This window comes from Polymorphobacter fuscus, assembly GCF_011927825.1.
Lineage (GTDB): Bacteria > Pseudomonadota > Alphaproteobacteria > Sphingomonadales > Sphingomonadaceae > Sandarakinorhabdus > Sandarakinorhabdus fusca.
Map to the genome: position 1 here is coordinate 2,431,397 of NZ_JAATJI010000001.1, position 25,530 is coordinate 2,456,926.

Consider the following 25,530-nt stretch of genomic DNA (forward strand, 5'->3'; position numbering starts at 1 on the left):
TCTCAGTCTCATGGACGCCGCAATGCCGCGATGTCGGCAGGAGGACGGCCTCCGCGACTGTTTCATGATGGATGGCGCCGAAGGCCTAGTGCGACGGACGGCATTGGCGGAAAAATTTGCGGGCTTGACGAGCAGACACGCACAACCGGAACTTATCGCCGGGAGAGTTCCAGTGTCCTGCGACATTTGGCTTTTGACGGGAAAATGGCTCAGCTATCACTGGCTGGCGCGCCGAGCCCGTGCATTCACATGCCCAAGTCGTTCGCACTTGCAAACGAGCGTGCTTATGCGCCGAGGTAAGATCAGCGCAGAAAGCACGCTCGCCACAAGTTGGCTCAGGCCGCGAACCCTACAGCGGGGGCAGCTACGCGTCGTCGCACCGCTACGCCGACCAATCCAAATCCAAGGATCATTGTCAGCCAGGAAGCGGGCTCAGGAACCGCAGCCGCCACATCAACTTCGGAGATCGTCAAAGTGCCGCTGCTGAAAAGGCCGGTGAAGTTGTAGGTCCCGGCTCGGAATATGGGCTTATCCAATGTGCCCGAAAACACCTCGTCGCCGCCGAACTGGGCAAAGCCCGCCGACGTTCCGAGGATTTGGAATTGGGCGGCCAGGCCCTTCCCAAACGCAATCGTCGTGGCCGTTTCGGCATTCCCGTTAAACACACCAGGGACGTTATTGAAGAAGATCTGCTGGATACCAAAACCGGGATCATTGGTCATGTCTGGGACCGGATTGCTATCGAGCTGGAAAGTTGCGGCGACCGGGCCGCCGAGACCGCGTCCTGTAAAGTCGAACATCAGCAGCGCAGCCGAGGCCGGAGAGGCGGCCGTAGTCGTTAAGGCAACCAAGCCCATAAGCAAAATTCTCACGTTACAACTCCTCACTGTCAGAGCCGCAGGCCGCGGTTCATCGACTGGCAAGATACGTTGCTGATCGCGGAAGGGTTTCAGGTTGTCCCTCTGCGTCGTGCAGGAGGGCAGTTGGCATCATCGGATCGGAAAACAATCCGGCTAACCGGATGTTTGCCGGCGTTATTGCGGTAGTGGGGGGCGGAGCCTTCCTTGCCCGGTTGCACGGCCGTTGACCTATGCGTCACTGGCGCATAGTAAAACGGAATGGCGAGATTGCAGACTGTCGTGGAGCTGCCCGAATTCCTGCGGCGCGCCAAGGCAATCATGACGGACGACGAGCGAACGGGAGTTGTCGACTTCATCGCTGCAAACCCTGAAGCGGGAATCTCGCTTGGTGGTGGACTTCGCAAGGTCCGCATCGCGCGCGAAGGCGGTGGCGAAAGCGGTGGATACCGAACGATCTACGTGTTTGGCGGACTGGAGATGCCAATCTTCCTCCTGACGGTCTTCGCCAAGAACGAGATGGAGAATTTGAGCAAGTCCGAGCAGACGGAATTGGTCGCGATGAGCAAGGCTTTGGTGGCGCGTTACGGAGGATCTCGATGACCGCTTTCAGCAGTATCAAGCAGGGTCTGGGCGAAGCTCTGGCGTTTGCCGACGGCAACGATGATGGTGCACAGGTCCATCAAGTCACGGTGCCCGACGTCGATGTCGCAGCGATCCGCGCCAGCACCGGACTGTCGCAAGGTGCATTTGCACGCAGCATCGGCGTCGCGAGGGGCACTTTGCTCAATTGGGAACAGGGACGTCGCCGTCCCACCGGCCCTGCCCAGGTCTTGCTCGCGATGATCGCTCGCAAGCCCTCCTTGGTCAGCGAGTTGTTGCGCTAACACTCTGCAGGGAAACACCGGCGTTCAGCAGTAGATGAACTGTACGTAAGGGGACCTTAGGCTGCGGTTACCCAAGCAACCGCGCGTTCGTTAACTTCCGCTCGAGCTCCGATTGCGCGCCAACGCGACGAGCTCTGTCATGCGATCATAACTAATGCGACCCGACGACAGGTACGGCCCAATCACAATGGTCGGCGTCCCCGCGAAGTTGGCCCCACGGGCAACCCTCGACGATGCGTCGAGCAATTGATCGATCGTAGCTGCATCGCGCTCGGTATCCTCTGCGAGCTGGGACCAGTCGACATCGGCACGTGCCGCTGCCGCCCGCAGCGCCGCTTCGTCGAGCGAGCCTCCACGTCGCATCAGCTCGTCGTCAAATGCCGCGTGGCGGTCTTGGCGCACACTGGCGATCGCAAGTCGGGCTGCCCGGACCGATTGCGGGCCCAAGATGGGCCAGTCGCGATAGACGATGCGAACGTGCTCATCGGCAGCGACGAGCTTGCGCAGATCACGATGCATCGCCCTACAGAGCGGGCACGCGTAATCTGAAAAGAAAAGGATCACGACGTCAGCCGTGTCAGGGTCGAACGAGGGGGCAGATGCCCCGGCCAATCCGGACGCAGCATTGAAGAGTGTCGGCGATGGTGCCGGACGAAGCCGCTGGAGGCCCATGTTTACAAGCTGCGCCGCGACGATCACGGCAATCATTCCAACGAGAAGGCGCAAGGGCTTTACGGACGACACAGCTCAGCAACGCCACAGCCGCTACAGAATGTCACGCTGCATTCGTCGCGTCCTCGTCCTTCTTCTAAATTCCGACGATCTACGTTCAGCGAGCCGGGCGTCTAGGGCGTGCGAATGTCAGTATCGACAGATTGCGCGCAAAGCGCTCGGCCTTCTCGGGCGGCGTCATTACCGCTGCGAACAGCATCATCGAGACTCGCGCGTTGGATTCGAGATGAACTTCACCCCTGCTGTCGGTTTTTAAATGTAGGCGCCTGCCATCGGCACCGACAGGTCGACCGGGTAATCGGCAAGCGGGCGCCCAAGGCGGAGCAGCCGAAAAATGGTCGGCTGAGGAGCCATTTGGAATGAACACAAGAGCGAGCGTCTACGCAAGAATCAGGTGTTTCCGGCGCGCGGCCTTATCGGGTAGGGAACCGATAGCCTTTGAGTGGCGCGAAAAAGTCTCATCTACGGGCTCTTAAGGAAGTATAAAATCAGCAGCCTGCTTGATCCTGACAAAGACAATTGGCAGTCGGTGCGCGCTCAGATGGAGTTTCATTCGCGCAATGTTGCAGCGCTGCAGTGTGTGCTCCCGGTGAGCCGCCCCGAAGGCGCCGCGTTCCTATTGCTCGCACGGCTGTGCGCGCGCGATTGGATCTCTGCCGACGGCCGGATCTGCCCGCCTGCCGAACCTCAGCCGGTGTCGATGAGCGGGATCGCGGCATCGCTGGGACGACCCTTCGAGACGATCCGACGGCATTTGCGCTGGCTCGAAAGCGCCGGCGTGGCGGTTGTGGACCAGCGCGGCGCGGCGCTGGCGGTGACCGGCGACATGACCGACCACATAGCGAGCTACCTGGCGGCAGTGCACGACACGATGCTGTTGTACGGCACTGATCTTGCCGACGCCGACGACATGCTGCCGGTCAAGCCGGGCAGCGTGTGGGCCGTGCCGACCGTGAATGTGATCGAACGAGCGCTGGATATCGTGCTCGTTCCGTTCGCACTACAGCCGATGCTTTTGACGAACTGGTGCGCCGGCATCGTGTATCTTGGCATCGCCTATGAGAATATCCGGACCGTAAAGGCCAGCCCCGTGCTGTCCCGTCGCTATCGCTATGAAAACACGCCGGATGCGCTGCGTGAGCCGGTGCCGCTGCTGGTGGTTGCGACGCGCTTCGGCCTACCCTACGCCACCGTGTGGCGGAGCGCGCAACTGCTGCGTTTGCTGCGGGTGGCGCGTCCGGTGGCACGCGACGGCTGGCTGGTGGCGACGGCGGACTTGCACGAGGAACAGCCCAAGCAGGCGCGATTGGCATACCGTGGCTATGTCGCGCGGCAGTTCCGGGCGCTTCTGGCCGAGGGCTATGATCCGGCAATCGCGCGCGGGAAACTGCTGGCCCGGGCCGGCGCGTGACCACGGCTGCGGCAGCGTTTCACCAAGCGCTTTGAACACCAGCCTGGGACGAACAGCGCTATGCTGGGCGCCATTCAGCGGCATGAAACGCCGCCGGCCTTGCCACCGGCGGTGTCCCAAATGCCGAAGTTTTCAGGCCTCAGGCCGGCGAAACCGAAGTCCGGACACGGCGACGCGCTGCTGCGCCGACCATGCCGAAGCCGGCAATCATCATCGCCCATGACGCAGGCTCAGGAACGGCTGCGACATTTCCGATCTGGATCTTGAAGGTGTCTGCGTTCGCACCACTGTTGAAGTTGTACGTGTAGGTCCCCGGCGTAAGACCCAGCGAAGCGAAGGTCCGGTTGCTATATGTCGAGGTGCTCGGGGCGATCTGCGTTCCGGAAACGTATCCGTTTGGCACGATGAACAGACTTTGGCTGAGCCCCACAACATCGCCCGTATTAGTGTCTGCCTGAACAAAGCCAGATCTTCCAAAGCTGTCGGGGCCAGTCAAACCTGAGTAAGTCGGCCCTCCCCCAAAGCCCACAACCATGAAAACTGGATCTTCGGCACGAAGCGCACCGTTGGCTACGTTCGGACCAAGCGAGGTCAGACCCGTCAGGTTCAACGAGCCAGAGCCAGTGACAACAACATCGTTACCCACTTCTTTAACATCAAAAATATAGGCGGCGGACGCAGGTGTTGCGAACGTCGACAGCAATAAGCAGGCAACCAAAGCATTCTTAATCATACACACTCCAAAAAAAGAAACATCGGAACAATCCGTTACGACGCCAGACAAAACCGTTGCCTATTGTTAAACCGAGTTCGACGCATTTAAGCGAGTGCCCCAACCTTCCATTGTGGGACATTTGCCGCTAACCGCGCGTCCGATATCAAGGCAATAAACCCACGGGCAAAATTGCTCATGGCTTTCCTCGAGTGGATGCAATCGGCCCCCCGGCCGTAGCCGAAGTGATGCCCGCGGCAACCAGATCGGGCGAAGAAATAGTCCCCATCAGTCTTATCGAGAGTGACCTAACCGTCGCCCGGCCTAGACGCCGTAAGGCCCTGTTAATGGTCCAGGCGAACTCGACGCAATGAACCAGCTACTCATTTTGGATAACCGACGGTTTCGTGGTTACCGACCCTCTGGTAGCTGCCGAAACAGCGCATCGAACCGCTATCTAGGCGGTAGCGGATGATCGTCACAGGGAGTAAACATGTGAAAAGTCTCTATTTCGTTGCATTGGCCAGCGTTGCTCTTCTGGGGTCGCCAGCTTTCGCAGCCGGGCCAAATCTCACGGTCGAGGGTGACACAATCGTTGCCCCGACGTTTCATCGCCCGCAAGAAAACGGCAGCGATGCACCGGTCATGCTCGATGATTTCGGCATGGATGTCGCCTACCAAGCTACCGAGTTCACGGTGCTGGCGAGCGGCGCGTATATGATCACGATGCTCAGTGAGTTCGATAATTATCTTGGGCTCTACGCGGGAAGCTTCGATCCAAGCTCGCCGCTGGCCAACGCGCAAATCTACAATGACGATTTGGTAGGAAGAAATAGCGGTTTCACGACCGAGCTTACCCTCGGAACGTCATATTTTGTCGTCGCGTCGGGTTACAGCGATTGGGATAAGGGAGCTTACACGCTCTCGTTCTTCGGCCCGGGCGAGATCGTGCTCGCCAGCGCCGGTGCAGTGCCCGAGCCTGCTGCATGGGCGATGATGATTGCAGGCTTCGGCCTCGTCGGCGGCACAATGCGCCAGCGTCGAACGGCAGTCGCTTAACGGCAAATGGCGTGGGCTGTGCAGGGGATCGTAGCCGTAATCCCCTGCTATGCTCCTTTGCCATGACATAAAGCATGCCTTTCACTGGGCGTCGGACGCGTCGTGTTTCCGGCGGACTTTGGCGGCGCCCACGACAGGGGGCTCCAGATTGGCTGTCGATCATAGAATATGATGCATTTTGCTGACGGGTATCGCCCGAGGGAGCTGCGTAGCCTTGCTGGCGCGTTAACTCTAATGGCACACAAAGTGCCGGTATGCTTTACACTTCCGATTCTATCGAAGTCACTAAGGTATTGTTTCTGCTCCGTTAAGGTTATTGGCACCGATGTTGCATAGGTTTGCCGTGTAGGGCCTGCTCGTTGCAGGCCCGACGTAACAACAGGGTAGAAAAATGGTCTTCAAGCGTTTCCTTCTCGCCGCCGCCACGATCGCTACCGTTGCAGCAACCCCGGCATCGGCCGTCATCCTGCTCGCCGATGTCGCGGGCGCGGGCGCTGCGACAACCTCGGTCACCGAGTCGAACATCTCGCTCGCCCTGACCGTTACGGCACTCACGTTTTCGCTGCCGGTGGCGACGACGGTCAATAGCGGTCTGACGAACATCAGCAGCTTCGCCAATGCGGCTCCCAACCAGATCACCCAGACCGCCGGCGGCCTCGGCATCAACGGTGGCGGTTCGGGGACGCAGATGGATACCAACACCCGCACGGCGCGCGAAGCGTTCCTGCTGACCGGCAGCGACGCATTTTACCTGCGCGGCCTCAAGCTGACTGCGGTCGATGCCGATGACACCCTTCAGGTGTACGGCGTGAACACGAATGGTAGTCTCGTCGACCTCGGCTATGGCACGGGCTTTTCGGCAACGGTCGACGCCGCTGTCGCCGCTTCGGCCACGATCAAGGGCGGTGCTGGGGGAACGCTCATCGGCAACACCTTCTCCAGCGCCAATGGCGGCACCAGCACCTTCGGACTCGACATCACGACGCGCTTCGATCGTTATATCCTGACGACGCGGGCGGGTGGCCATGTCAACTTCCTCGGCAATGGCGGCCAGGGCTACGCATTGAGCGCCATCACCGCCGAGGTGCCGGAGCCGGCGACCTGGGGCATGATGATCCTCGGCTTCGGCATGGTCGGCATCGCTGCCCGCCGCCGCAAGGCTGCTGTCGCGGCCTGATCGCTCATCGGCGGCCCGAACAAGGGGCGGCGGCCAGTACAGGCCGCCGCCCTTTTTATTGGCGAACCCCGAAGCCGAACAGAGCTACCGACCACCGCACGAACCAAAAGGTCGCCTCCGCATGAGAAGCGATGTTGGCCGCATTCGGCTTGTCCGTCATGATCAGATTATCCCCGCACCGATATCAGTGGAAGGGCGGTTTTAAGCGCAGCAATACCAGCGAGCGTCTCGCCTGTTCCAAGACTGCCGTGGTCGAGACGAAGGACAGCGGGGTCTTCACAATGGCATTCCACATGAACGGGCACCCAGGTTCGGCAAGTCTCCCTAAAGGGGACCCTCAAGCGTCACCAAAACCTGATCCAAGGTTCCGAAAGTTGATTCAAGGCGATTGATTGGAGGCAGCGTCGGGCAAACGGATCGGGGCCCCAACGGTCGTCATTGCCATCATTCGACGACGATGGCGTTGGACATAAGGATCGCCTGACCGTCCCGCAGCACGGCAAGCCGCAAAAGATGGCGGCCTTTGGCGAGCTTCAGCGGCGTCGCAATCGCCTGCCGCACGCCCGAAAGCCGATGCTCGGCCACGATCGTGTCGCCATCGATCACCCGCAGTATTGTCCCGGCAGGCGCCGCAACATCGGCATCGAGCACGACCGGCCTGGCCCCCCGCATCGCGACTCCTCCCATATGGGTTCGTACGCCGCCGATGCGCAGGGTGAAGTCGAGATGGCGCCCGGGCACATTCTCGGTATCGATGAATACCCGGCCGCGCTTGATGCCGCCGAGCACCGCCGGCTGGGTTAGGTCATCGGCAAACACCACTGTCACTGGCCGCCCGACAACGCCGAGCGTATCGGTGCGCGCCGCGCCGTCGTGATTGTCCGAGGCGCCGAGCGCAGTGGTGGCGCCGTTTGCTGCCACCCAGTTGCGCCAGAACGGCGTTCCGTCGACCGGGCCCGACACGGCGCCGCCGACGGCTCCGACCGACGCGCCGTTCACGGTCTCGATCGCATCGACCTTGGCGGGGTCGACCGCTGGCATCGTCCAGCCGCACCCCATGCACCGCTCGTCGGATGGCAGCCTCGGATGGTTGACGACGACGATGCCGCCCAGCCGGTGTACCGTGTCGGCGATCATGTCGAAGGTCACCGGGCCCCCGGGCTGGATTCGAAAATCGATCGGCCGGGTCACGCCGTGAATGTTGAAATGTCCGAAGAAGGTGGTGATCTCGCGTCCCGGGATCAGCAGCATCCTGTCAAAATATGGCTGGGCCTCGCGCAGAGGGCCGTGATGCGCAACGCTGTTGTGCTCGGTCAGCGAGACGAAATCGAGTCCGTGCGCCGCCGCCGTTTGCAAGGTCAGGAAAAGCGGGCACGGCACCTTGGCGCCGCCCGATTGGGGCGCACAGGCGCCATCGGACTGGCCGCTGTGGAGATGCAGGTCGCCGCGATACCAGCCGGGGCCGCGCCCAGCGGTCGGCGGCGGCGTGTCGGGCTCGCCGGGCTTCAGGAACCACAGCCGCGCCGTCCAAGTTGCGACCACGCCGTCGCGGATGTTGGGCACGGCGATCAGCAGCTTCCACGCACCCGGCACCATCGCGCCCGGCAGGTATGACGGGGTCGACGCTGTCTCGCCGACAAGGATGACCCGCTTGTTGGAACCCGACGCGCCGCGGATGCCATTCGGGTCTTCCAGTCCGATGTCGATGACGGTGCGTTCTTCCTGCCGATCGAGGTCGATCGCGATCAGCAGCCGGTCGGCCCCTTTTGGAAAGGCGAAGGGAACGGACTTGTAGGTCTGGTAATCGGCGCGGCTGATCTGCCCGGTCAGTACCCGGTCCGGCGCCCTCCCGCCGGCGAGCCCGCCATCAGTCCCGGGGTTGGCCGCTGCCGCGGGCGCCGCCAGCAGCGCCAGCAGCAGCCAGGCCAGCCAGCGCATCAGAAGCTGACCGTTGCAGACGCCCGGATGATGCGGCCGAAGTTCGGCCGTGCCAGGAAATATTGGGCGCCGGCATCGCCAGACACAAAGCTGCCGGCACGGGGATTGCCCTCGGTCAGCTGCAGCGTGTCGAACAGATTGGACACGTTGAGGCCGGCGGCGACATTTTCGGTCACCACAGCGCGCAGGTTGAGGTTGACGTTGGTGAACGCCGGCAGCGGTTGCGAATTGGCGATATCGGCGAACCGCTTGGTATAATGTTCGACTTCGACCTCGCCGCGCAGCCGGTCGTCGAACAGGTTGATCCCCGGCGTCAAGCGCACCGCGAGTTTCGGAACACGGATCAGCTGGCGACCGCTGAAATCGACGGGGTTGCCGGTTGCATCGGTGTAAGTGAAATTCTTGTAATTCGGGTCTTGCCAGGTCAGCGCCAGCCCAAGGTCGAACCAGCCGACCGGCCGCACCCGCGCTTCTGCCTCGACGCCGAAGGTTTCCGAACCGGCAATCGCGACGCGCGACAGATAGGTGCTCGTCGCATTGTCGAAATACCAGTCGGTCAGCGTCAGCCGCTCGAATTTTGTCCAGAAGGCGGTGGCGAACAGGCTGACGGCCGACGCGCCATATTTGAAGCCGACTTCGCCCATCTTGATCGGTACCTTGCCCTGGTCGGTGCGGGTCGGGTTGCCGCTCCATTCGCCTGCCGATGGCAGCCGGAACGTGTCGGTATAGCGCGCGAACATTCCCATGTTCGGCTCGAACTGCCAGTTGCCGCCGACAGTCCAGCCAAAGCCGTCGTAGCGCTGGTTGACCCGCACATAGCCGTCGCCGAAGGTAGTGACATTGTTGTCGGCGATCGTCGTCGGATCGCCCAGGTTAACCGTTCGCTTGTTGGCAACGAGGCCGCGGAAGGACAGTTTCTCGTAGCGTCCCGCGAAGTCGATCCGGATCTCCGGTGTCAGCTGCCATTCGTCGCCTGCGTAGAAGGCGATGTTATCGGTTGAGATGCCTGCGTTGTCGAACAGCGAGCCGTAGCGCAGGAAGCCGTCGTCGGTAACCCGACCCACGACCGCCCCCGCTGCGTCGACAGCGACCGCATCGACACGACGCGAATTGCCGCGCACATCGAGCAAGGCCGTCCCCATGTAGCGATCGAAGCGGAAGTCCGAATGGGCATAGGTGACGCCGGCCGCAAGCGCATGGTTGCCGACCGTCGCAGTGATGCGGTTGTCGGAGATGATCTCGTCGAGCGGCACCGATGCCGACAGGAAATTGCCCTGCACGAGCAGGCCGTTGCCGTTGGCGTCGGCCGGGACCGCGCTGCCGTCGTCGGCATAGCGCAGCTGGATGCCGGTGGCGCCGGTCAGCCCGCCGGCGCGCGCCTGCGCCAGCAGGCTGGTGCGGTAGTTGGCGATGGTATCGACGTTGCCGGTCGGGAACAGCGCGTTGCGCAGGATATCGCTGGTGCGATATCGGTTGCGCGTTTCGAAGTGAACGCCCTCGGCCATCCGCACCTTGGCTTCAAGGGTAACAGCGGTCAGCTGGGTGTGGCTGCCTTCGGTCAGGTCGAAATCGAACGGGCCGCCGACATTCTTGATTGCCACGCGCTGGTTGTTGCTGCCGGCCAGCGTGTCGCGCAGGGGGTCGAAGCCCGGAACTGCGATGATGCCGCCATCGGAATTGAAGGTCAGCGGGACCGGCAGATAAAAGGGCGTGCGATCGTCGAGGTGCCGGACATCGAGCAGAACACTGTTGTCGCCATCGTCATAGTTGAGCGTCGCGCGGATCTGGCCGCCCTTTTCGGCGGTAAAGCCCATGTCGCGCATGCCATCGCCCTCGCGGTAGAAGCCGCCGACGAGAAGGCCGAGATTGGGGGCGATTTCCTTGCCGAACCAGGCGTCGACGCGGTGCGCTGTGGTGTCGGTGAACGTGTAGCGGACCGACCCGGCGCCGCCTGGCGTATCGGTGCCCCGGCGGGTGATGAAGTTGACGACACCGCCCGGTGAGTTCGGCGAGAAGATCGACGCCGGCCCGCCGCGCACAGCTTCAACGCGGGCAATGGTATCATCGACGCGGAAGCTCTGGTCGGCATTGAGATAGCCGAGCGCGCCGTCATATTGCACCGGCAGGCTGTTTTCCTGCAGGCCGACCGACGAATAGCCGTCCGTGGGGATGCCGCGCGAGCGGACGTTGTTCGACCCTTCGCCGCCCGACGATTCGACCCAGAAGCCCGGCACGCGGCGAAAGGTGTCGGCGGTGGAAATCGGCGGCGCCAGCTTCAGCGACTGCTGGTCGATGGTGGTGATGGCATAGCTCGCCTCGGCCTTGCGCATCTCCGACCCGGCGGCGCGACCGGTCACGATGATCGCGTCGAAATCGGATGCAGGGCTGGCAACAGCCGCTGCCATCTCTTGCGCCAATCCGGCGCCGGAGCAGGTGAGCGCAGCGACGGAACAGGCAAAACGAACTAACATGATGGACCCGCTGTTACAAACCGATGGGCGGGGCCGTATGCGGTGTTCATTACAAGTGGACGTTGAATTTGCGTCGGAACCAAGACAATCGCCACCACATGCGACGGCCTGCCGGGCATTGTCGCCAGACCGCTTCCCCCCTTCGTGCTGTCAAGCCGGCTGCCTTCAGGCCGTTCCACCTTGCCGCGGTCGCCGAATTTCGAGGTGCAGCTATGGTGTCTTCAGGAACGCGTCCATCCTTATCCCGTTGTTGAGGAGGAACCTTCGGGAGTGGAAGCATTTTGTCGATCGCCGAAAGGCTTTGTCCCGAGCCAGGACTTCGGTCGTCATCGGGGTCTCTCGCACGACCTCGCGAGATGCGAACGGTGGCTGATGAAGTCTGGAACGCCGACCTTTCGTTGACGCCGCTCGAAGCCCTTGTGCCGCAGGCTGGCGGTGACGGCCTGAGACCGGTCGTTCGCGCGGTTCACCTGTCCTACATCCGGCTGGCCATGGTCGACGGGACGATCCGAAAGCCGGATGGCCGTCTTGCCCGCTTTGGCCGGCCGTGCTGTCTCGAAAGATCGCCGACGCCGGCGTCAGGATCGCCTGCAATGGCCCATAACCGAGGACGAACTCGTCGCTGGCCGCGCCGGCTCGGCCTTGCCGTGCTGGCGCTCGCGGCAATGTTCCTCGCATTCGAATCCCGGGCTGAGCCCTCAGGTGCAGCCGAAACTGCTTGACGCAAAAGCGCTCATCCTTGTTGTCGTCGGATGCGCGAACACTATCAGCTAGGGGACCCTTCCAGATCAGGGATTATACCCGGCTTTGGAATACTGTGGCCGTTCCTAGCGGGTCGCTGAACTGCCGTTTAACACAAGTCGACAATCTTGAGCCCAGCCACGGCACGATCATTTGCGATCTGGAACGGCGGCGCCCCATCACCTTGCTCCCGGGCCGCGAAGCGGCGACGGCACAGATGGCACGCCGAACAGCAACAGATCGCCATTGTCGCTCGTGACCGAGGCGGCGGCTATGCCCGCGCTGCTGCCAAGGCTTATCCACGCAGTTCAGGTTGCCGATCGATGGCATCTGATGAAGAACGCTAGTCGGGCGTTCCTGGACGCCGTCCGCAGATCGATGCGGCAAAACCGGCGCGCGGTTGGCGTCATGACGATCAATCCCTAGCTTCTTACTGCAGCCGAGCGGCTCCAGCATGACGTATATCTCCGTCGCGAGGAAACCAACGCCGCGATCTTGGCCAGCGCCAGGGATGGCTATGCCATCAAGGATATCGTGCGTCGCACCGGCTATGGCCCGTGGTCTGGTCAGGCGGATTTTGCGCGGCGAATGCAGTGATCTAATCCGCGTCCGGGAAAGCTCACTCGAAAACTACCTTCCGTGGCTTGCCGATTAGTGGGCAGATGGCTGTTAGAACGGTACCGAGCTGTGGCGCCGTCTGAGGACCAAGGGCTTTCGCGGTTCGCTCCGGGTCGTGACACAATGGGTCGCCCGCCACCGGCGCGCCGAGGCGGCCGACGCGGGCACACTGCATCGCTTTCGGTCAGCGCGGACGATCGCCAATCTTATGGCAATCGGACGCGACACCCTGACCAGAGCCGAGACCGTCATCGTTGCCGCTGGCAAAACCGGGGTTCCGCTCCTCGTCGAGGCACGCGAATCCATCGACGGCTTCCACCGCAAAGCCGCTACCGATCTCGATCCGTGGGTCAAGCAGGCGTCGAGAAGCCTCGTCGCCTCGTTCGCCAACGGTGTCAGCCGCGATATCGCTGCCGTCAGGGCGGCAATCGTCTCCCCATGGTCGAATTGCTAGACGGAGGGCCAGATCACCAAGCTCAAGCGCGTCAAACGTCAGATGTACTGTCGTGGAAAGCTCGATCTGCTCCAGGCCAGGCTCATATGTGCTGAATGACCGGCAGCTTCATAAGGAGTGCGTCAGAGCCAAATTTTCGCGCCGAGCTCCCCTCAACAGGGGTCAATATTCCACGTCGGTTCACAACTAGCGGAGCGCTGGCGTCGTTTCTGAAGTCTGTACCAATGGGATCGAATCGCGGCAGTGGCTTGTGGTTCTGTTGCCGTCTAGCGCCCGCGCAAGCGCAGCCAGACTAGTTGCAAGACTCGGTGCAGTGACCGGCTTGCCGATAGTGCAAACGACGCCACTACTATGCTGTTCAGCTGTCAGTTCCTGGCCGGTCACAAATGCAGACGGAATGCCGTTCGCTGCCAGCCACGCAACTGCTTGCGGCCCGGTCGCTCCGTCGCAAAGATCGATATCGACCAGCGCACAATCAATAGCGGACGGATCAACATGATTCTGAAGGTCGGCGAAGCTCTCTGTGGACCCTACAAACCGGTGGCCCATGTCCTCGATCATCATTTCGAGATGGCATACAATCAGAGGATTGTCCTCAACGCAGAATATACGCAGAGGCGTGCTGTGGAGTGGCCGAAGATCCTGCATGAGACCCTAACGTTGATCTGGATCAAGCGTTCCAAGCCAATCGCGAAACGCGGCCCGTCACTTCGCAGCGCAGGCCCGAGGCGTCATAGGTCAGGACAGGCTTGGCGCCGAACAAGCTCGCCAGTGCGGACTTGAGATAGCGAGTGCCATAGCCGGCACGGGATGGGACAGTGACCGCGGGCCCTCCGGCTTCCTGCCAAACGGCAGCAAGCTCGACCGGATCGGTGCCCGACAGCGACCATGTAAACGACACCGTCCCCGCTCCGGTCGAAAGGCCGCCGTATTTGATCGCGTTGGTGGCAAGTTCGTGAAGGCACAATGCCAGCGTTGTTCCGGCACCGCGGGACAGCATCACGACCGGGCCGCCGACGGAAATACGGCCCTGTCCCGCAATACGGTATGGCTCGAAGGTCAGGTTGACGATCTGTTCAAACGAGACCGCTTCATCGGCAGCCTCGAACACCGCCGAATGCACGTTGGACAGCGCCATCAAACGACCGCGAAGATCATTGGCAAACTCCGAAAGGTTATCCGCACTGCGGTAGGTCAGTTCAAGAATTGACGTAACGCTCGCGAGGATGTTCTTGACACGGTGGTTGAGCTCGCGACGCAGTTCGACTTCGAGAGCGATGTGATCGCGGACATCGCGCTGGCGAATGCGAGACAACATCGCCGACTGCACGCCGCTGATCAGCTCCACCGGCGTTACCGGCCGCTGGTAATAAAGGTGCCGCGCCTGTGGCCAAGCCGACGCAAGCTCGGCCTTCAGCCGCGCATCATCGGACGTTCGATGCAGCAGGACTACGATCGGCATTTCGAACCACGCCGGCTGCGACACCAAATGGCTGGCGACATAGGCGATCACGCTCGGCGTTAACGCCTCGTGGGTCAGAACCAGCACCCCCGGCGAATCGGCGAGACATTCGACGATGTTCCCGGCATCGGCGCACACCTCGACGTCGATTTCGTTTTCGGCAAACAGCTTCTGCAGAAATTCGGCATCGCGCCGATACGGCGCCATGACCAGCACATGGTCGAGCGCGATCTCGTCCTCGGGCAAGCGTGTCCTCATGTTTCGGGCAGGGGATTATAGGGCACCACCGAAATGCCCGACGCATTGATGAACAGCTCGTGCACGAAAAGATCGTGGGGGCCATGTCGCTTCTTCACGACGGTGATGTTGCGGCGCAGGCGCCCGTCATGCTCCGCAATACGCAACAGCAGTACCGTGTCGCCGAGAAAGCTGACATCGACATCGACCCCGACATTCTGGCCGAGCAGCCCGTGCTGCGCGACAATGAGGATCGTCAGCACGCCCGACCGCGCGAGATATTTCAGCAGCGCCTGGATATCGCGCACCGCCATGTTGCGTTGCGGCAAGGAATTCAGATAGCCTGTAAAACTGTCGATCACCACGACGCGGGTCTGGGCGGTCTTGACGATTGCCTGCACGACTTGGGCGAATTCGCCCGGCGAAATCTCGTTGGGGTTGAAATCCTCGACGATCAACAGGCCCTTTTCGTGGTATTTGCGCAGGTCCATGCCGAGGCCCTCGGACCGGCGGAAGAAGGTTTCCAGCCTTTCCTCGAACAGGAAGACCGCAACGCTTTCCCCGCGCTTCAGCGCTGCGGTCGCGTACAGCGATGCCATCGTCGATTTGCCCGTGCCCGGCTGCCCGATCACCAGCGTCGTCGTGCCCGATTCCTGGCCGCCGCCGAACATCGCATCGAGGGCCTCAACCCCTGACTTGATCAGCTCGGGCTTGCCGGTTTCGATCGCGTGGCCCGGCAGGATGCGCGGGAATACGACGACGCCCTGGCCCTCGCGGATCGCCATGTCGTGATAGCCATCGGCGATTGGGACACCGCGCATCTTGCACACTTCGACTCGGCGGCGAAGCGACCCGTAATCCTCGAGCGTCTGGTCGAACCGGATAACGCCGTGTGGAATCCCCTCGATTTCCTCGCCGTTGGCGATCTCGCCATGCTGCGTGTCGAGCAACAGAGCAACGACATTGCGCTTCGCCAAAAATGCCTTGAAGGCGATCAATTCCCGGCGGAAGCGCGGCGCGTCGCCGGTAATGAGACGAATTTCAAGAAGCGAATCGTAGACAAGGCGACTTGGCTTGTGCTCTTCGATCGCTTTCTCGATCGCCAGCCGCGTCTCGTCGAGCCGGAGCTCGACGGTTTGAAAGATCGTCTGGTCGCCGGCGGCAGTAGCTGAATCAGATGCGGAAAGTTCTTCGACGCGGATACCCTCGAGAGTCCAGCCGTGCGAAGCGGCGATCAATTCGAGTTCCACTGCCGTCTGTGAAAGGCTGACGTAGATGCAGCGCTCTCCAAGCGCCACCCCGGCGCGCAGGAACTGGAGTGCTGCGGTTGTCTTGCCGGCGCCCGGTGCGCCCTGGAGCAGGTAGAGGTTCGCAGGCGGCAACCCGCCGCGCAGGATTTCGTCGAGGCCGGGTATCCCGGTCGGCACCGGTTTCAATACTTTACGCTTGGTCACTCATGCCTCCGGCAAAACCGATACGCAGCCGCACACGGCCCGCGTCCCCTCATAAACACAAATTTGTGAAGTCCAAAACGGCCGCAGCATCACTCCAGCCACTACGTGGAAACGGCAACGTCTGCCATCAAAAGCTGATAAACATCAGATTGTTACTCGTCTACACGATGGCACAGCTGCCGGACGCGCGGGTCCCTGTCAATCGATCGGGAGCGGACCTGCCGCTTGGCATTCGAATGCCTTCGAGCCCATTGTTGCGAGTTAACACTCGGACGCGAGTCAAACATGAGGACGCCGGCTATGCCGCCGACCCTCGCCAATCCTCGCCGACATAGCTGCGTGGCGAGCTTGAAGCCTCCCGTCCAGCCTCGGATTCTACCGTAGTCAGGCAGCTTGCGCGCCGGTGCCACGGATATCGGTGCGCGGCCGCAATCAATAATCTTGATGTGAGCGAGCCACAGGCTTTGCGTTCCATACGACCCACGCTGTCGTGCGGACGTCACGCGGCAACCCTCGCGCCTCGTGCCCCTGGCATGCGATGGGCGAACCGGCACGTCTCTTGCTGACGTCGAAAAGCCGCACGCTTTCGTCCCGACATTTCCTGCGACCAGCGCGTGCATTCTCGCAATCCGATGCGATCCAGCGCCGCCCCGGGATCACGCCGCCATCACGGAGGCTGCGCTCGAACTGGCCTGCAGCGGCTGCGGGCCGCATTCCCGCCGCTCGGTGGTCGATGCGAAGATCGATCTGAATTTCCGCAACTCGTCTCTATCCTCGTTTCCCGACCGGCCAAGATCTTGCACGCTGCAAGACATTCCGCCTCCGGCGATCATTGTTAGCCTCGAGCGATGCGGACCAGGCGCTTGCGCTCCCGTTCGTCGGCGCGCTCCCAAGCCTCACCGTCGACGCCCGGCGGCGGAGACCTTCGCGGCGGTCGCGGCGGTGTAGGCGGGGTCGGCGGGGCCGGGTCGTCGTCGTCGGGCGGCACGATCGCTTCCCGTCGGCCAAACATGTGGGCCTCGTCCGTTTCGGGAAGGCAGCACCCAGTGTTCAAGGCAAGCGACCTTGAGGACAACTTTTCCGTTGCACTCGCGCACGGCGGCACAAAGTCGATCTCGCCGGCAGTTAACCAGCGCAATCGGGACATCGAGCAGATTCTGCCAGATCTCTTCCCGCTCGGTCCCACAGACCAAGACATTTGGCTGCGGGCCGGTGGCGACGTCTCGCGCCTTAGGCTGAGCGGCAACGGACGGGCGCAGTGGTACGGCGCGCTTCGCCTGATCTCCCAAGGTGGCGGCGGCGGCAACATCTCGCGTGATAGCCTGATCGACGCGGCATTAGATGAGTTCCCTGCCCACCGAGAGCTCAGGGGACTGCGTTGAACCCCGACCACTGCGCGGACACCAATAATCAGATTCCGAGCAAAAGCGCTCCACGCCTAACTGCTAGCTTCTGCGGCCAATGGGCTGACGAAGCGCAGGCATCTGAAACAAAAGCGCAGGCTCCGTGCAAACGGACACGTGATTGGTGCACCCGGCAGGAATTGAACCTGCGACCTCCGGTTTAGGAAACCGTTGCTCTATCCTGCTGAGCTACGGGTGCGTGGCATCTGCCTTCGCAGGCGCCGGCCCGGCACGTCAAGGTTCCGCGTCATGCGTCGGATCGCGCCAGCGGTCGGAACGGCAGCGGCAGCACGGCGATACCGTCCTCATGCAGAGCCGCGGCCTCCGCTGCCGTCGCTTCGCCATAGATGCCCCGCGCCGGCGCGGGGTCATCGTGCAGGGCGCGCGCCCGGGCGGCGAAGTCGCGCCCGACATAATCGGCCTCGGCCTCCATGGCGCGCTGCGCCTGCAGCAGCTGGGCCATCGGCGCCGGCGCGCGGTTGCCCTTGGCCGCCACCGCAGGCGCCATCACGGCCTTGGCGATGTCGGCGTTGCCGCACAGCGGGCAGGCGATCAGCCCGCGCGCCCGCTGCGATTCATAGGCGTCGGACGATCCGAACCATGCCTCGAAGACATGGCCGCTGCCGCAGCCGAGATCGAAGACGATCACGCTGTCAGAACGTCGAAGGCGCGCACATGCTGCAGCGCCGGAACCTTGCCGCGCGCCGCCGCCACCGCCGCCAGGTCGATGTCGCACACCGCCGTTCCCGGCGCCGTCCCCATGTCGAGCACAATCTCCCCCCAGGGCGCCACCACCAGCGAATGGCCGAATGTTTCCCGGCCATCGGCGTGGGTTCCGGTCTGCGCCGCCGCGACGACGAAGCAGCCGGTTTCGATGGCGCGCGCCCGCAGCAGAATGTGCCAATGCGCTTCACCGGTGGTGCGGGTGAACGCCGCCGGCACCGCCAGGATCACGGCACCGGCCCTGGCCAGCGCCGCGTGCAGCGCCGGAAACCGCACGTCATAGCAGATCGTCATGCCCAGCCCGCCCCAGGGCGTCGCCGCGCACACCGCCGCGTCGCCGGGGGCATAGGCGGCCGATTCGCGATAGGATTCGCCGCCCGGCAACGTCACGTCGAACAGATGGATCTTGTCGTACCGGCCACGGATCGCGCCGCTATCGTCGACAAGGAAACCGCGGTTGGCAAAGCGCTCGCCATCGCCTGCCAGTGCCAGGCTGCCGAGATGCACCCAGACCTTGTTGGCCCGCGCCGCCTCGCGGACCGCGGCAAGCACGATGTCATCGGCTTCGGGGCGGACATGACCGGCTGCGCGGCGCCGGTCGCGGTCGACCAGCCCGCTCATTTCCGGCGTGAAGATCAACTGCGCGCCCTGGGCCGCCAGCTCCGTCACCGCTGCCGCCAGCGCCGGTGCCTCGACGGCGGGGTCGATCCCCGTCGTCGGCTGCACCAGCCCGATGCGCAGCAGCGTTTCGGTCATGCGGCCAGCATCGCGTCGAGCTTGCCGTCACGCTCCAGCGCTGCGAGGTCGTCGCTGCCGCCGACATGGGTGCCGTTGATGAAGATCTGCGGCACGGTCTGGCGACCGCCCGACCGCTCGATCATTTCGGCCCGCTGGGGTCCACCCATGGTGATATCCATCTCGTCGAACGTCGCGCCTTTCTTGGTCAGCAGCGTCTTGGCCCGTGTGCAGAACGGGCACATCATCTTGGTATAGATTTCGATCTTCGCCATTTTCATCTCCTGTGCGGCATATGGGGACAAACCTCCGCCGCCACCCCGTGGTTGCACCCGTTCATCCCACGTCGCGCACCACACGGGCAAAGGTCAAGACCGAGACACTGCGCGCCCCGGCCCGGCGCAGGTGCCGTGCACAGGCGTCCGCCGTTGCGCCGGTGGTCAGCACATCGTCGATCACCACCACATCGCGGCCCCGCACCCGCGCCTTGTCGACCACCCGGAACGCCCCGCGCACATTCGCCGCGCGCGCCTTGCGCCCCATACCGGCGCTCGGCGGCGTCGCCTTCACCCGCGCCAGCACCGTCACGTCCACCGCCATTCCGCTCAGCCGCGCAAGTTCCTGTGCCAGCACGGCCGCCTGGTTGAAACCGCGCCGCCACAATCGCCAGCGGTGGAGCGGCACCGGCACCAGCACGGCGTCCGGCACCAGCAGGTCGGCGGCGGCGCGCAGCATGTGCGGCGCCATCACCGCCGCCAGATGCTGCCGATCGCCGTGCTTCATCGCCAGCAACACCGTCCGTGCCGGCCCGCCATAGGCCAGCGCCGCCCGCGCCCTGGCATAGTGCGGTGGTTCGGCAAGGCAGGCGCCGCATTGCGTGCCGGCGCCGCGATCGTGTTCGAACGGCGTGCCGCAAGTCGCGCACATCGGCGCGGTGATGAAGTCGAGCTGCTGCCAGCAATCGACGCAAAACCGGCCGTCGCCATCGACGATCGTCCGGCAAGCCGGGCACCGCGGCGGCAGCACCAGGTCGACGATCGTCCGCACCGGAAGCGCCAGCAGGGCGAGGAGGTCGGACGCGGCCATGGCCCACGCTAACGGTTGCCGCCCGAAAGCAAAAGCACCCCGCGCCGCAACCTTGCCCCGCCAGGCAAAGGCGGCGACAAGCCGGCATGGATGCCGAACCCTTTGATCGCGCCCTGCGCCGCCGCCGCCACCGTGCACCCGGCTTCGAAGGCGCCGCCTTTCTCCATGCGGCCATGGCGGACGAGGTGCTGGCGCGCATCCAGGGCGTTGCCCGCCACTTTGCCGCGGTGCTCGATCTCGGTGGCCCGGCACCTGTCTGGCCCGGCGCCATCCGCGTCGCGCTGGCGCCGCCCGCAGCGATCGTCGCCGACGAAGACCGGTTGCCCTTCGCCGATGCGACGTTCGACCTTGTGCTGTCCATCGGCGGGCTGGCGAGCGTCAGCGATCTCCCCGGCGCGCTCGCGCAGATCCGCCGGGTGCTGCGTCCCGATGGTCTGTTCATCGCCGCCTTTGCCGGCGGGATGACTCTGGCGGAATTGCGGGCCGACCTGCTCGAAGCCGATGTCGCGCTTACCGGCCGCGCCGCCGCCCGCACCGCGCCGATGGTGGAGGCGCAGGCCGCCGCCGCCTTGTTGCAGCGCGCCGGCTTTGCGATGCCGGTGACCGATGTGGAGCGGTTGACGGTGCGCTATGCGTCGCTCGGCCGCCTGCTCGACGACCTGACTGCCATGGGCGCGCGCAGCCCGCTTGCCGCGCGCGCGCCGTTGCGCCGCGACGTCCTCGCCGACGCCGCCCGCCGCTTTGCCGCGCGTGCCGACAGCGATGGCCGCACGCCGGTGTCGGTGGAGATCATCCATCTTGCCGGCTGGGCGCCGGCCCCGGGCCAACCCGTTCCGCTCAAACCCGGCAGCGGCAAGACCAGCCTTGCGGCCGCCCTGCAGCGCCGGGTCTGAGCGGCCCCCCCCGGGTCTCGCGGTCCGTCAGGCGCTGCAGGTCAGGACAGTGCGCCGCCGCCGGCTGGCGGCCCCCACCAGGCCGAACCCGCCGATCATCATCGCCCAGCTCGCCGGTTCCGGCACGGCGCCGGGGGCGCCGACGGCGCGGACGTCGAAGGCGATGTTGTCGAGCCCGGTGTCATAGCCATCGGGGCCCCATTGCAGGACGATCCCGTCGCTGAAATAGCCGCTGTTGATCGTCAGGCTGGCATGCGACGGGTGCAGCGTCGGGGTCGAACCGCTGCCGATGACCGTCCCGCCGATGCTGCGAATGTCGTAGTTGAGCGTCTGGCACGATGCGCGGTTGAGGTAGCAGCCGGCGTCGAAGCGCAGCAACGCCACCTCGAACCCCGCCAGCGGCGTCAGCCGGATTTCGCTGCGCGTCGATGTCGGGTCGGACCCGCCCCAGACGACATTGGTCAGGTCGCCATAGGATCCGGCCCAGTGCTTCAGAAAATTCTCGGCGGTCGCGCCGGTGGCATTGGCGATCGATCGATAACTGACGTCGATCCCGGTGCCATCGCCATAATTCTGGCCGATCTGGCTGCCGTTGCCGCAGGCCATCGTGCCGGTCGGCCCACAGATGCTGCCGGAAAAATCCAGTGTCGTCGTCGCCGCCATCGCCGGCGCGGCGATGCCCGCCATCAGCATGGCCAGGGAAAAGATTCGCTTGTGCACTGTCGGACCCCTTTTGTGACCCTCCGTCGCGGGAGGCTGCGTTGCGCCAGCGTGCCCACCACGCCGCGTCTGAGGGTAAAGGCGCGATTCTGGCCCGGCGCGTGTCACGTCCGGCCGGATTTATTTGCACGAAAATAACCTGTGCTTAATCTGGCGGTTGCGCATCGCGGCGCGCCGGCTAGGCTGCGATTCCATGGCAAGCCTTGCGGAGCCCGATGCGAAAACCCTGCTCGCCGGCTGGCGCCGCGGCGACCAGGAGGCGCGCGACCAACTGCTGGCGCTGTTCTATCCCGATCTCCAGCGCGCCGCCGCGGCCCTGTTGCGCCGCGAACGCGGCGTGTCGATGTCGACCGCCGATCTCGTCCAGGAATCGATGCTGCGGCTGATCGCGCTCGATCGCATTGCCTGGACCGATCGTGCGCATTTTCTCGCGCTCGCGGCCACCATGATGCGCCGCGCGTTGCTCGACCATCTGCGCGCGCGCCGCACGCTGAAACGTGAACATGACAAGGTCGAACTGCTGACCGGAATCGGCATCGGCGCGCCCGATTACGAGGTCGAGGCGTTGTCGGCGGCGCTCGACGACCTTGCCCGGATCGATCGCTCGCGCGCCGACATCGTCGAAATGCGCTATTTCGGCGGGATGGAGTTTCGCGACATCGCCGAGGTGCTCGGCTGTTCCGAATCGACGGTCAAGCGCCGCTGGGCCGCCGCCCGCCTGTGGCTTCTCGCCGAACTCACGACGGCATGACCGACCAGCGCGAGGCCCGGGCGCTGGCGGTGCTGGAGGCGGTGCTCGACCGGCCGATGGCGGAACGGGCGGCCTATGCCCGGGACCGCTGCGGCGACGACGCGGAGTTGCTGGCGCGCGTGCTCCGGCTGCTCGCCGCCGACGATGCCGGGCGGCTGCGCACCGGCACCGCCGCCCGCGCCGTGGCCGACGCGCCGGTGCCCGATCGCATCGGCCAGTATCGCATTACAGGACTGATCGGGGTCGGCGGCATGGGCGCCGTCTATCGCGGCGAACGCGATTCCGGCGACTTTCACCATGTCGTCGCCATCAAGCTGATTCGGCCCGGCGCCTTGTCCGACCAGCTCGTCGCGCGGTTCGCGCGCGAACGCCAGACGCTCGCCGGCCTTGCCCACCCGCACATCGCGCGGCTGTTCGATGGCGGCCAGACCCCCGCCGGCGCGCCCTATATCGTCATGGAATATGTCGACGGACAGCGGCTCGACGACTGGCTGGCCACCGCGCCGACCCACGCCGATCGTATCGGGCTCTTCATTGCCGTATGCGCTGCCGTCGGCTTTGCCCATCAGAACCTTGTCATCCACCGCGACCTGACGCCGTCGAACATCCTTGTCGATGCCACCGGCGCGCCGAAGCTGATCGATTTCGGCATTGCCCGGCCCCCGGCGGCCGCTTCAGCCGCCTCGGCATCGCCATCGTCATCGGGCGCGCCGGCGCGTTCACCATCAGAAGCGCTGAGCCTGACGCCCGGCTTCGCAGCGCCCGAGCGCGTCGCCGGGCTGCCGGCGACCACCCTGTCCGACATCTACTCCCTAGGCGCCATTTTCGCGCGCATGTTCGACGCGGGCGATCCCGATCGCGACGCCATCGTCGCCCGCAGCTGCGCCGAAAGCCCCGACGATCGCTATCCCTCTGCCGATGCGCTCGCCGACGATGTTCGTGCCTGGCACGCCGGTGCCGCCGTCGCGGCGCGCGGTGGTGGCCGGCGCTACCGGTTCGCCAAGTTCGTGCGCCGCCACCGGCTCGGCGTCGGCGTCGGCGTGGCCGCGCTGCTGCTGCTCGTCGCGGCGCTCGGCGTGACCAGCTGGTCCTATGCTCGCGCCGAAGCGGCGCGCGTGGCCGAGGCGCGGCGCTTTGCCGAACTGCGCAGCCTTGCCGGTTATCTGATCTTCGATCTCAACGCCCGGCTGGCGCGCATTCCCGGCAACACCACCGCCCGCGCCAACCTCGCCGAACAGGCGCAGCGCTATCTCGACGGCCTTGCCGCCAGCGGCGACCCGGCGCCCGACCTCCGCCTGGAAACGGCGCGTGGTCGCATCGCATTGGCGCGCGTCCAGGGCGTGCCCGCCCAGCCGACGCTGGGCGACGATCGTGCTGCCGCCGCCAACCTTGCCGCCGCCGAAGCGCTGCTGGCGCCGCTGCCCGCGGGCGCGCTGGTCAGCCGGCTGCGGGCCGAAATCCTTGCCGATCGCGCCCTGCTGGCGGTGCTGGAGGACAAGGACCCCAAGGCAGCGACAACGCTCACCACCGCGGCCCTGGCGACACTGGACACGGTTCCCGTCGCGACGCGCGACGCGGATTGGCACAAGGCCCGCCGCGCCGCCCGGCACACCGTGCTCGAAATCGCCAACCAGCAGGCCGACGCCAAGGCCATGGCGGCCGGCGCCCGGCAATTGCGGGCGGACCGGCTGCAATGGCCGGCGCTGCTGCGCAACGGTGTCGATGGCGCGGTCGAGCAGGCATGGGCGGATTATTACGAAGGCGTGTCGCATGCCTATGACGAAACGGGTGACCGCGGCACACCGATCCTGGCGCGAAGTCACGCGGGCTTTGCGGCTGCGGAGGCGCAGCGCCCCGGTGACCCGGCGCTGCTCTACATGATGGCCTGGTCGGGGCTCGATGGCTTTGCCGCCGCGTCGCAGGCCGGCGATGCGCCCGCCGCGGCGCGGCTGATCGCGGCGGCGAAGGGCGCTGTCGACCGGTTGCGCGTCCGCGAGGACCGCGACGACAGCGTTGTGTCGCTCGATCACAGCATCGGAGAAGCCTGGGCCCAGCATCTCGGCAATCTGGGACGGTTTCGCGAAAGCGTCGCCGCGCAGCAGCAGGTCGTGGACCGGGAAAAGGCCCGCATCGCCCAGATCGTGGCCAAGGGCGGCGCCCCGCTCGGCGTCGACCTGGCATTTTCGGAGATGATCCTGGGCATTGCCGCCAAACAGGCCGGCGACCGCACCCTGGCATGCGCCAGCTGGCAGTCGGCCGCCGCGCGCTACGACCGCGTCGCCGCGCTTGGCAAGCTCACCGATTTCCACGCCGGCTTTCGCCCCGGCCTCGCGCGCAACCTTGCGCTCTGTGCCGCCGGACGCCCGGTCAGCGCGTTCGGGCCGATGCGTTAGAGCGATTTTCGATCAACTTGGGTCATCGCGCCAGCGGTCGCCCGCAGGGCGATGACGGTGATCCAAGTTGGTCGAAAGCCGCTTTAGGCCTGCGCGCCCTGTTGCTGGCCGCGCACGATGGCCGCGGCACTCGCCACGACAGCGGCATCTTCGACAAAGCCCGTCGCGCTCTGGCCATAAACCGGGATCGCCGCCATCCGCGCCCGCCAGCCCGGATAGGATGCAACCACCGCCGTCAACCCGCCGACCGCGGCCCCGAGCCAACGGTCGCGGCGCGTTGACAGCGCCGCGCCGGCGACGGCGTTGGTGATGAACCGCGCCGTCAGCCCGATTGCCACGATCCGGTCCGGCGCGGTCTTCTGCTTGTCGCCCGCCATTTCGAGCACCGCCAGCGCCAGTGCGCCGGCGGCCACGATCGGCCGGGACAGGATGGGCAAGGCACTATTGTCGGCCGACAACTCGCCGCGCGCTGCCGCGACCGAAACCATCGCCAGCGGTGTCATCGCTCGCTGGCCACCGACCAGACCCATCAAAATGGCGTCACGCATGATCTTCTCCTGTGTTCAGGAAACGAACGCCTGCGCGGCCCCGGCGGATGCACCACCGGGGAAGAAAG

24 protein-coding genes, 1 tRNA gene and 1 pseudogene are annotated in these 25,530 nt (G+C 64.4%); 11 read left to right on the forward strand and 15 right to left on the reverse strand.

Annotation, left to right across the window (positions count from 1 at the left end; genetic code table 11):
- Positions 1–335: 335 nt before the first annotated feature.
- Positions 336–872 (reverse strand): PEPxxWA-CTERM sorting domain-containing protein, encoded by a 537-nt coding sequence (locus tag GGQ62_RS11655; protein WP_152577171.1) that lies wholly within the window; start codon positions 870–872, stop codon positions 336–338.
- Positions 873–1,118: 246 nt separating this feature from the next.
- On the opposite strand from GGQ62_RS11655, the gene GGQ62_RS11660 reads away from it, so the two are divergent.
- Together GGQ62_RS11660 and GGQ62_RS11665 are read left to right on the forward strand one after the other, a co-directional pair.
- A complete protein-coding gene (locus GGQ62_RS11660) occupies positions 1,119–1,460 on the forward strand; it encodes a type II toxin-antitoxin system RelE/ParE family toxin (protein WP_152577170.1) in 342 nt (113 codons plus the stop codon).
- Positions 1,457–1,744, forward strand: coding sequence for a helix-turn-helix domain-containing protein (locus GGQ62_RS11665; RefSeq protein WP_152577169.1), 288 nt, complete (start codon positions 1,457–1,459; stop codon positions 1,742–1,744). The genes GGQ62_RS11660 and GGQ62_RS11665 overlap by 4 nt, the downstream gene beginning before the upstream one ends.
- Positions 1,745–1,834: 90 nt before the next feature.
- Here GGQ62_RS11665 and GGQ62_RS11670 read toward each other — a convergent pair whose 3' ends face one another.
- Entirely contained in the window at positions 1,835–2,452 is a 618-nt protein-coding gene (locus GGQ62_RS11670; protein ID WP_152577168.1) for a thioredoxin domain-containing protein, read from the reverse strand.
- Positions 2,453–3,017: 565 nt separating this feature from the next.
- Between GGQ62_RS11670 and GGQ62_RS11675 the strand changes: the two genes are divergently transcribed.
- A complete protein-coding gene (locus tag GGQ62_RS11675; protein WP_153401186.1) occupies positions 3,018–3,887 on the forward strand; it encodes a hypothetical protein in 870 nt (289 codons plus the stop codon).
- A 139-nt stretch (positions 3,888–4,026) separates the two neighbouring features.
- Here the strand turns inward: GGQ62_RS11675 and GGQ62_RS16425 are convergent, their stop codons facing one another.
- Complete coding sequence (locus GGQ62_RS16425) at positions 4,027–4,620, reverse strand: PEPxxWA-CTERM sorting domain-containing protein (RefSeq protein WP_243446071.1); 594 nt, start codon at positions 4,618–4,620, stop codon at positions 4,027–4,029.
- A 474-nt stretch (positions 4,621–5,094) separates the two neighbouring features.
- Between GGQ62_RS16425 and GGQ62_RS16430 the strand changes: the two genes are divergently transcribed.
- Positions 5,095–5,658 carry a PEPxxWA-CTERM sorting domain-containing protein gene (locus GGQ62_RS16430; protein WP_243446625.1) on the forward strand — a complete coding sequence of 188 codons (564 nt, stop codon included), beginning with the start codon at positions 5,095–5,097 and terminating at the stop codon, positions 5,656–5,658.
- Between the two features lie 391 nt (positions 5,659–6,049).
- Positions 6,050–6,835, forward strand: coding sequence for a PEPxxWA-CTERM sorting domain-containing protein (locus tag GGQ62_RS16435; RefSeq protein WP_152577166.1), 786 nt, complete (start codon positions 6,050–6,052; stop codon positions 6,833–6,835).
- Positions 6,836–7,279: 444 nt separating this feature from the next.
- Here the strand turns inward: GGQ62_RS16435 and GGQ62_RS11695 are convergent, their stop codons facing one another.
- A complete protein-coding gene (locus GGQ62_RS11695) occupies positions 7,280–8,773 on the reverse strand; it encodes a CehA/McbA family metallohydrolase (RefSeq protein WP_152577165.1) in 1,494 nt (497 codons plus the stop codon).
- Positions 8,773–11,130, reverse strand: a complete 2,358-nt coding sequence (locus GGQ62_RS11700; protein ID WP_167649594.1) for a TonB-dependent receptor — start codon at positions 11,128–11,130, stop codon at positions 8,773–8,775. The genes GGQ62_RS11695 and GGQ62_RS11700 overlap by 1 nt, the downstream gene beginning before the upstream one ends.
- A 479-nt stretch (positions 11,131–11,609) precedes the next feature.
- Between GGQ62_RS11700 and GGQ62_RS11705 the strand changes: the two genes are divergently transcribed.
- Positions 11,610–11,966 carry a hypothetical protein gene (locus GGQ62_RS11705; protein ID WP_152577163.1) on the forward strand — a complete coding sequence of 119 codons (357 nt, stop codon included), beginning with the start codon at positions 11,610–11,612 and terminating at the stop codon, positions 11,964–11,966.
- A 914-nt stretch (positions 11,967–12,880) separates the two neighbouring features.
- A pseudogene (locus GGQ62_RS16785) lies at positions 12,881–13,156 on the forward strand (hypothetical protein); the annotation flags it as partial.
- Between the two features lie 87 nt (positions 13,157–13,243).
- On the opposite strand, the gene GGQ62_RS11715 reads toward GGQ62_RS16785, so the two are convergent.
- The 3 genes from GGQ62_RS11715 to GGQ62_RS11725 are packed head-to-tail and all read right to left on the reverse strand — an operon-like array spanning position 13,244 to position 16,210.
- On the reverse strand, positions 13,244–13,705 hold the full coding sequence (locus GGQ62_RS11715; protein WP_152577161.1) for a response regulator: 462 nt from the start codon (positions 13,703–13,705) through the stop codon (positions 13,244–13,246).
- Positions 13,706–13,727: 22 nt separating this feature from the next.
- The gene (locus GGQ62_RS11720; RefSeq protein ID WP_207790480.1) at positions 13,728–14,777 is read right to left on the reverse strand and encodes a sensor histidine kinase; all 1,050 of its coding nucleotides are present in this window, start codon (positions 14,775–14,777) and stop codon (positions 13,728–13,730) included.
- A complete protein-coding gene (locus GGQ62_RS11725; protein ID WP_152577160.1) occupies positions 14,774–16,210 on the reverse strand; it encodes an ATPase domain-containing protein in 1,437 nt (478 codons plus the stop codon). Before GGQ62_RS11725 ends, GGQ62_RS11720 begins: the two co-directional genes overlap by 4 nt.
- Before the next feature lie 1,046 nt (positions 16,211–17,256).
- Between GGQ62_RS11725 and GGQ62_RS11730 the strand changes: the two genes are divergently transcribed.
- Positions 17,257–17,592 (forward strand): effector-associated domain EAD1-containing protein, encoded by a 336-nt coding sequence (locus GGQ62_RS11730; RefSeq protein WP_152577159.1) that lies wholly within the window; start codon positions 17,257–17,259, stop codon positions 17,590–17,592.
- A 143-nt stretch (positions 17,593–17,735) separates the two neighbouring features.
- Here the strand turns inward: GGQ62_RS11730 and GGQ62_RS11735 are convergent.
- The 5 genes from GGQ62_RS11735 to GGQ62_RS11755 form a co-directional block, all read right to left on the reverse strand.
- Positions 17,736–17,812 (reverse strand) — tRNA-Arg (locus tag GGQ62_RS11735).
- A 48-nt stretch (positions 17,813–17,860) separates the two neighbouring features.
- Positions 17,861–18,262 carry a DUF1178 family protein gene (locus GGQ62_RS11740; RefSeq protein ID WP_152577158.1) on the reverse strand — a complete coding sequence of 134 codons (402 nt, stop codon included), beginning with the start codon at positions 18,260–18,262 and terminating at the stop codon, positions 17,861–17,863.
- Positions 18,259–19,077 carry a carbon-nitrogen hydrolase family protein gene (locus GGQ62_RS11745; protein ID WP_152577699.1) on the reverse strand — a complete coding sequence of 273 codons (819 nt, stop codon included), beginning with the start codon at positions 19,075–19,077 and terminating at the stop codon, positions 18,259–18,261. Before GGQ62_RS11745 ends, GGQ62_RS11740 begins: the two co-directional genes overlap by 4 nt.
- Positions 19,078–19,088: 11 nt before the next feature.
- Positions 19,089–19,346, reverse strand: coding sequence for a glutaredoxin 3 (gene grxC, locus GGQ62_RS11750; protein WP_152577157.1), 258 nt, complete (start codon positions 19,344–19,346; stop codon positions 19,089–19,091).
- Positions 19,347–19,407: 61 nt separating this feature from the next.
- Complete coding sequence (locus GGQ62_RS11755; protein WP_152577156.1) at positions 19,408–20,157, reverse strand: ComF family protein; 750 nt, start codon at positions 20,155–20,157, stop codon at positions 19,408–19,410.
- 86 nt (positions 20,158–20,243) lie between these two features.
- Here GGQ62_RS11755 and GGQ62_RS11760 point away from each other — a divergent pair, with 86 nt between their 5' ends.
- Positions 20,244–21,050, forward strand: a complete 807-nt coding sequence (locus GGQ62_RS11760) for a class I SAM-dependent methyltransferase (RefSeq protein WP_167649596.1) — start codon at positions 20,244–20,246, stop codon at positions 21,048–21,050.
- A gap of 27 nt (positions 21,051–21,077) precedes the next feature.
- Here GGQ62_RS11760 and GGQ62_RS11765 read toward each other — a convergent pair whose 3' ends face one another.
- Positions 21,078–21,770 carry a PEPxxWA-CTERM sorting domain-containing protein gene (locus GGQ62_RS11765; RefSeq protein WP_243446624.1) on the reverse strand — a complete coding sequence of 231 codons (693 nt, stop codon included), beginning with the start codon at positions 21,768–21,770 and terminating at the stop codon, positions 21,078–21,080.
- 193 nt (positions 21,771–21,963) lie between these two features.
- On the opposite strand from GGQ62_RS11765, the gene GGQ62_RS11770 reads away from it, so the two are divergent.
- Together GGQ62_RS11770 and GGQ62_RS11775 are read left to right on the forward strand one after the other, a co-directional pair.
- On the forward strand, positions 21,964–22,521 hold the full coding sequence (locus tag GGQ62_RS11770) for an ECF-type sigma factor (protein WP_152577155.1): 558 nt from the start codon (positions 21,964–21,966) through the stop codon (positions 22,519–22,521).
- Positions 22,518–24,914, forward strand: coding sequence for a serine/threonine-protein kinase (locus GGQ62_RS11775; RefSeq protein WP_152577154.1), 2,397 nt, complete (start codon positions 22,518–22,520; stop codon positions 24,912–24,914). Before GGQ62_RS11770 ends, GGQ62_RS11775 begins: the two co-directional genes overlap by 4 nt.
- A gap of 83 nt (positions 24,915–24,997) precedes the next feature.
- Here GGQ62_RS11775 and GGQ62_RS11780 read toward each other — a convergent pair whose 3' ends face one another.
- Positions 24,998–25,462, reverse strand: a complete 465-nt coding sequence (locus GGQ62_RS11780) for a DUF4126 family protein (protein WP_152577153.1) — start codon at positions 25,460–25,462, stop codon at positions 24,998–25,000.
- Positions 25,463–25,530 lie beyond the last annotated feature (68 nt).

Bases quoted from the DNA above. Each gene is read 5' to 3' on its own strand.
- GGQ62_RS11660 (WP_152577170.1), top strand. From the start codon at position 1,119: ATGGCGAGATTGCAGACTGTCGTGGAGCTGCCCGAATTCCTGCGGCGC.
- GGQ62_RS11665 (WP_152577169.1), top strand. From the start codon at position 1,457: ATGACCGCTTTCAGCAGTATCAAGCAGGGTCTGGGCGAAGCTCTGGCG.
- GGQ62_RS11670 (WP_152577168.1), bottom strand. From the start codon at position 2,452: ATGATTGCCGTGATCGTCGCGGCGCAGCTTGTAAACATGGGCCTCCAG.
- GGQ62_RS11675 (WP_153401186.1), top strand. From the start codon at position 3,018: ATGGAGTTTCATTCGCGCAATGTTGCAGCGCTGCAGTGTGTGCTCCCG.
- GGQ62_RS16425 (WP_243446071.1), bottom strand. From the start codon at position 4,620: ATGATTAAGAATGCTTTGGTTGCCTGCTTATTGCTGTCGACGTTCGCA.
- GGQ62_RS16435 (WP_152577166.1), top strand. From the start codon at position 6,050: ATGGTCTTCAAGCGTTTCCTTCTCGCCGCCGCCACGATCGCTACCGTT.
- GGQ62_RS11695 (WP_152577165.1), bottom strand. From the start codon at position 8,773: ATGCGCTGGCTGGCCTGGCTGCTGCTGGCGCTGCTGGCGGCGCCCGCG.
- GGQ62_RS11715 (WP_152577161.1), bottom strand. From the start codon at position 13,705: ATGCAGGATCTTCGGCCACTCCACAGCACGCCTCTGCGTATATTCTGC.
- GGQ62_RS11720 (WP_207790480.1), bottom strand. From the start codon at position 14,777: ATGAGGACACGCTTGCCCGAGGACGAGATCGCGCTCGACCATGTGCTG.
- grxC (WP_152577157.1), bottom strand. From the start codon at position 19,346: ATGGCGAAGATCGAAATCTATACCAAGATGATGTGCCCGTTCTGCACA.
- GGQ62_RS11755 (WP_152577156.1), bottom strand. From the start codon at position 20,157: ATGGCCGCGTCCGACCTCCTCGCCCTGCTGGCGCTTCCGGTGCGGACG.
- GGQ62_RS11760 (WP_167649596.1), top strand. From the start codon at position 20,244: ATGGATGCCGAACCCTTTGATCGCGCCCTGCGCCGCCGCCGCCACCGT.
- GGQ62_RS11770 (WP_152577155.1), top strand. From the start codon at position 21,964: ATGGCAAGCCTTGCGGAGCCCGATGCGAAAACCCTGCTCGCCGGCTGG.
- GGQ62_RS11775 (WP_152577154.1), top strand. From the start codon at position 22,518: ATGACCGACCAGCGCGAGGCCCGGGCGCTGGCGGTGCTGGAGGCGGTG.
- GGQ62_RS11780 (WP_152577153.1), bottom strand. From the start codon at position 25,462: ATGCGTGACGCCATTTTGATGGGTCTGGTCGGTGGCCAGCGAGCGATG.